The sequence below is a fragment of the Bradyrhizobium sp. UFLA06-24 genome (genome assembly GCF_054967145.1).
In genome coordinates this window covers 1-6,262 of record NZ_JADFUE010000135.1, presented here as the reverse complement: position 1 = coordinate 6,262, position 6,262 = coordinate 1, and the positions used below count along the sequence as shown (strand labels likewise).

General features: G+C 58.1%; 4 protein-coding genes. All 4 read left to right on the top strand.

What is annotated here, in order from left to right:
* Positions 1 to 117: 117 nt before the first annotated feature.
* Positions 118 to 1,098 (top strand): hypothetical protein, encoded by a 981-nt coding sequence (locus IF809_RS37695; RefSeq protein ID WP_014497925.1) that lies wholly within the window; start codon positions 118 to 120, stop codon positions 1,096 to 1,098.
* Positions 1,099 to 3,111: 2,013 nt separating this feature from the next.
* Complete coding sequence (locus tag IF809_RS37690) at positions 3,112 to 3,801, top strand: response regulator (RefSeq protein ID WP_011084649.1); 690 nt, start codon at positions 3,112 to 3,114, stop codon at positions 3,799 to 3,801.
* A 26-nt stretch (positions 3,802 to 3,827) separates the two neighbouring features.
* Positions 3,828 to 5,282: a type II and III secretion system protein family protein gene (locus tag IF809_RS37685; RefSeq protein ID WP_014497926.1), complete on the top strand. Its 1,455-nt coding sequence runs from the start codon at positions 3,828 to 3,830 to the stop codon at positions 5,280 to 5,282.
* Between the two features lie 10 nt (positions 5,283 to 5,292).
* Positions 5,293 to 5,955, top strand: a complete 663-nt coding sequence (locus IF809_RS37680; RefSeq protein WP_011084647.1) for a CpaD family pilus assembly lipoprotein — start codon at positions 5,293 to 5,295, stop codon at positions 5,953 to 5,955.
* Positions 5,956 to 6,262: the final 307 nt, after the last annotated feature.

Below are 6,262 nucleotides of genomic sequence, written 5' to 3'. Positions count from 1 at the left end.
CAATTCGACTCCGTCAAGAGCTGAAACTAAATGGCGCCCTCTCTGGTCTGTCAGCTTCTCGAAAGCTGCGCCTGCAACAATCTAGGCTGGCATCCGGCACTTCGAAGGGAGAGAGATATGAACGTTGATCCACGAAATGCTGTGGACACTCCCTTTGAGGTTCACAACGTGGTACAGCAGGCGCGCCGCGTCCATGGACAACAGGATGAGCTTGGCGCCGAGAGCAGCGCAACGGCACACAATTCCGAAGATCAAGCAAGCTTCGAGCAGCAGCTGAATGACTTGGATATAGACGACCTCGATTCGGCCTACCCGACGCCGCCTTCACTCTGCTTAGCGGCAAATTCCGCGACTGCCACGTCCTCGTCTGCGCCAGGCGAGGCCGCCTCGGAACCCGGTAGCTGCCCAGCCCCATCATTTGTCAGTGCCCGCGCTCAGCTTGCAGCAACACTGACAGGTGCCAATCTTGAAGTGCTTCGCAATGAGATCGACCTTGCCGTGCAGCAGGCGGCGCGCTGGTCACCGGCGAGCGCACCTAGCATTGACCGAGACGGCGTATTTGACGACGTCGTGAGGTCGTCTTATGTCACACTGCGGCGTTTTCAGAATCAGAATAGTGACTGCAAGCCGCATACGGACGAAAACACAAGCGCCATATTGCATGTTCGCAACACGGCTCGGGATCATTCTTCCATTGGAGATCATCCAGAGCGGTATCCTATTGACCGGGCGCGCCAAGCTGGCTGGCATATGCGCGGCAAGACAACAACATCACCCTTCGTATCGTTGGTCGAAGATCCGGCGAAACTCGCCGTTTCTCGCGATCATTGGGCGAGGGCGATCGCCAACAATGCGAACGCACTGCACACCTACACTGTTCCGAAGCACAGTGTCTGGACGCCAGACGACGTGATGAGCAGCATTGCGCTCAGAATGAATGCTGAAGACTACGACAACATCGATGCGGACGTCGATTTGATGTGCTCACTTGGCAGAACGCCAACGAAAGAGACCGAGCGCCTGTTCTTGGGCGGAAACTTGGAAAGCTACCGCACCGGCAGAGAAGAAAATCCCTATAAGCGCGAGAGCAATGAGTAGATGGTCTCTCGGCCAAACCGTTGGGCTGGTTCGTTGGTTTTCAAGCACCCAAACTCCCAAAAGAAAGACCTTGAAGCGGCGTACCAACTCCGCACACGCAGAACAGCTTAAGCTTATGCGGCGACCGGCGGCCCGATCAACTCGCCGGTCGAGCGGCAGAGCGGTTGGGTCTCCGACAAGATGCACTTCCGGCGACGCGAGGATGTCGGACAATCCTCCTCCTGTGCGCGCTCGTTGGAGCATCCCGGCGCCTTGGACATTGTGAGTTCGAACGACATACGAGCTCACGGCTGGCTGGCGGCTTTGGTGGAGTTACGCCGCTGAACGCGCTGCGTCCCTCTCTGTACTCGGTCTGAAATTGGCCGCGCGGTCAAGCAACAGGTGTTTCGGCCGCGATCGCATCGGGCATTCGCTCCCCGCGATAAGCCGCGCTGTTACAAGACAGCCGATCCGTCACCTGGATGCGTTCCATCAAAACAATCGATTTTGCGGAGCGCGCCTAAGAGGCTCATAGTCGATCGCAATATAAGGAGGCCGCATTCAAGATGACGTCTGGCAATCGATTCTCTCCTCAATCCCTTGCCGAACAACTTGGCTCGAGCGATCGACAGTCTTCACCTCGAACGTTGCTTCCTGTTCATCAAGTGGACGTCCACCTCTCGCCACGGTCTCCCCGCTAAATTGACACGCATGAGGCGGATCGGATCGCCCCGCTCCTGGTGTCATGGCTTACCCCGCTTGCCAAGAGCGCCTGCCTCTTCTGCACTCAATAGCGCTTCTGCGAGACGTTTAATTGGACGGACGAATGCTCACGGCTTTGTACACAGCGAGACGGACCGCCGCGCGCAGTTCGACGGCATGGTCGAACTGTGTCGCCGTTGCCTCACAACGATTCCAAACTGAAGGCACCCCGACAAAGAGCATTCAATTGCACTTGAATCTCACCTCGCGTCAGATTGTAGGATTTCCGACAGTCTCGCGACACAGTCCGCTCGTGTGAACTCTTCCTGACGGGTACCAACAATTGCGAACGTCTCAAAAACTCAATGCTCGGCCGATTCGGTTGATCACACTACCCAACTCCTCCTTTTTAAAGCTTGCATCGTTCATCTGCTCTGTGAGGGCTGGGCGAAGCGCCGTCTTCGCAGGCAGACCTGGATCCAGCGCGCGAGAACAACGCGGGCAGTCTTTGTTTCGCCTATGCCGACGAAAGGCAGAGTTCCTGAGCCGTGCACCCGATCCGACGACATGGAGCCGGCGTCGCCGCCTCAGACAAGGCACGACAGCAATGCCGCACGTAATTTGTCCTTCATTGGCAGCACTAGCTCAGTTGGGACGGAGAACGCCTCGGAAGCGACCGAGCATTGGAACGGTTGACATCTTACTTGGATAACGCCGGCAAACGAGAGGACGTCTGTCCCGAAGGACGCGTTGATCGTTTCGTCGCATCTCGGCCTTTTACGCCCCATTGGCCGGCACATAGCGCGCGAAGTGTCTTTAGCGCGGAACACTTGCAATGCCGCGACTTGACGGCACTACGGCCAACAGCCTCGCAAGACTGACCGCGGATCAAGACGAACTGGGAAGTATTCAATGTCGGTTTCGCAAGCCTGTTCGACGACAAATACAGCTGATCTCGCCCGTGCCTTGCTTTCGCTGGGGCAGTCTCGCGCGATCACTACCGCTAGCATTCGCGCAGCGCATGCAGGCATTGCTATGTGCCGCCCACAGATGCATCAGTGCGCCGCCAGGGCTCTCAACCCCGTAAGTCATCGCAGAGCTCTTGCCAACATAACGGATATGTTGAGCTGCGCCGCCCGCCCAGGCGACCCGCCGCGAGCCGTCACATATCCGATGTCAATGGATGCGCATGCATCGGTCGCCTGCCAACAAGCTCTTGCGGGTCGTCTACGGCTTTTCGAATTCATGCCAGACCGGCAGCATCCAGTCGCCGGATCTCTTGGTCAACCCTAACACGCTCAAGTCTTGCCGAGGACGGACGAGAGGCGATGGATGCGAATTCTCCTGGTTGATCATCATGCGGACTTTGGCCGCGCTGTGAAGGCAACGCTCGTGAATTGCGGGTTCGCGGTGGACGTGACGCCCACGCTGGATGAGGCGTCAGCCGCGCTGGATTGCGCAAACTACCACCTCGTACTGCTGGAGTCCGTCTTGCCGGATGGGGATAGTTTGGACTGGTTGAAGCAGTTGCGGCGCGAAGGACGATCAATGCCGGCAATGATGATGAGCAGTCTCAATGATCTCAGCCGCCGGATCGCGACCTTCAATGCGGGAGCGGATGATTTCCTGCCCAAGCCTGTGTCGATCGACGAACTCATCGCTCGCATGCGGGCCATTTTGCGAAGGTCAACGCAAATGACGGCGCCGGTCGTGACATTCGGGAATCTGCATTTCGATCCGATCGCCAGACAAGTCTCGGTGGGTGGCCGGATCCTGAGGATTGCTCGGCGTGAGGTGTGCATTCTCGAGCATCTGCTCAATCGCGCCGGCCGCACTGTGCCGCGCGCTTCGCTGGAAGATAGCTTGTACGCGTTCGATGACGAGGTTTCGACCAATGCGCTGGAAGTCGGGATTTATCGCTTACGCGCGCATTTGAACCAGGCGGGTGCGACGCTCAGAATCAAGACCGCGCGCGGCGTCGGTTACACTCTTGAACTCGTTGGCACAGCATCGGCTGCCTAGCAGCGTCACTTAAAGGCAACAATCGCTTGAAGGTCCTTAATAATGCCGCCGGCGCTACCCAGCCGCCTGCGATCACCAACCCACAACGCTCTGCCGCTCTCAATCGTCTCTGCTACCTCCTATGCGGATTTGCTTTGCTGTTTCCGCTTGCGGCCTCAGCCGAGACCAAGCGGGACGGCAAAGGAGAGATGCCACGTGCGGCACCCGGCAGCACCACGGGCACGCTCAATATTACCTCGTCACAGGGAAAGACGGTGCATTTGAGCGCACCGGCGGCGACCATTTTTGTCGCCGACCCTGCAATTGCCGATTATCAAGCTCCGTCGAGCAGTACAATTTTCGTGTTCGGCAAAAAGTCCGGGCGGACGAGCCTGTTCGCCCTCAACGAAAACGGCGAGGCTCTTGCCGAGCTGCGTATTGTCGTAACCCAACCACTCGAGGATCTACGGGCCGCGCTCAAGGCCGAGGTCGGCGACTATCCAATTCAGGTCAGCTATACCCCGCGCGGGGCGATCCTTAGCGGTATAGCGCCCAATGCCGATGTCGTTGAGGCTGCGAGGAAGGTCACTGAGCAATTTGTTGGCGCGGGCGCCCCGGTCGTCAACAAGATCCAGGTCGCCGGCTCACTGCAGGTAAATCTCAGCGTGCGCGTAGCAGAAGTCTCCCGCACCGCCGTCAAGGATCTCAACATCAACTTCACCGCCTCGGGCCCAAACGGCGCTTTCCTTGCCACCGGCAAACCGGGAGGGTCCGGCAGGGCTGGCGGCGGCGGCACGATTGGGATCGGGTTTAGCACCGGCAATATCAACCTCAGCGCTGTTCTCGACGCTCTCGCCAGTGAGCACCTCGCCTCAATCCTGGCTGAGCCGAACCTGACGGCAATGTCCGGCGAAGCCGCAAGCTTCCTCGCCGGCGGCGAGTTTCCGATCCCAGTCATGCAGGACAACAGGCAGGTTTCGGTCCAATTCCGGCAGTTCGGCGTGAGCTTGGAATTCGTCCCGACAGTGCTCAGCAACAACCAGATCGTTGTCCGTGTGAAGCCCGAAGTCAGCGAACTATCGACCGAAGGCGAAGTCAAGATCAATGGTATGGCGGTTCCTGCCCTCTCGACGCGGCGGGCGAGCACCGTGGTCGAGCTCGCCAGCGGCCAGAGCTTTGCAATCGGCGGCCTCATCAGGCGCAACTTCAACACTGATATCGGCGAGTTTCCCTGGCTCGGCGACGTACCGATCCTTGGTGCGCTTTTTCGCTCTTCATCGTTTCAAAAACGCGAAACCGAGCTAGTTATCGTTGTTACACCTTACATCGTACGGCCGGGATCAAATCCAAGCCAGATAAGTATTCCGACCAACCGCATCGCACCGCCATCAGATGCAGGCCGCATCTTGACGAACACGGTGGCACGGCCGCCTCAAGGCCGCGATGCGCCGCGCGCGAGCGCACCGGGACTGACGGGCAACGCCGGCTTTATCATCGAATGAGGATCGACATATGAACATGCGATATTTGTCCCATTCGATTGTCCTTGCCGCAATATTGGGGGGCTGCGCAAATACTGCGTCGATCCATCCCAATCCTGCCGAACAAGGAGTCCAGGTCGAACAGAAAAAGCGTGTCTTGCTTCTGCAGAGCCTCCATGCCCTCGAAAAGCTTCAGCTGCGTAATTTTATCGCCGACGCAAGTGGTGGCCGGCGGGATGCGCTCCATGTGGATGTCAGCGGCTCCCATAAGCTCATTGCGCAGGTGGCGCACGAAGCACGCGCCATGGGGGTTGTTCCCTCTAACATCCGGCTGTCCGCTTCTCCCCTCAATTTATCGGGCCGTTCCGCCGTCAGGATCGAGGCGATTACGTTTGAAGCGCATCTTCCGAACTGTCCGTCGCTTTTGATCGCAGGACCAGCAGTGGACGACAATTCGTTCGAACCGACTCTTGGTTGCTCGACCAAAAACAACCTGGGAGTGATGGTGAACGATCCGCTCGACCTGGTTGATAATCGGTCTGTCAGCACGGTAAATGGCGATCGCGCCGCCGCTCCTCTTGCTAGTCACTCTACTCTCGCAGCGCGCAACAAGGGCAACGGAGAAGATGGAGCAAGCACGACAGCGCCGGACGCAGCGGGACCAACAACACAGAATGTGCAGCCGCTCCGATAGGCGCTTTAAGCGCTTGTCGGAACCTACTGTGCAGCACCTGGCGCTCAGGCGCACGAGCGATGCTGCAAGGCGCAGAGAAGGCAATTGCGAGCCATCATTTATCCTTTCATTCTACCTTTCCGCTTGGCGATGTCAGGTTTTGGAAAGCAAACGTGAGTAGCGAAATAGCGAGAGAGCGAGCCCTGCGGACTGAACATGGACCGATTCAACACGATCAACCCAGCCGATAAGGCGTCCGCTGCGTCGGATGCCGCCGTGGAACAGCCGGATCAAAAGCATGTGGCGTTTGAGCAGCACCTGGCAGGCG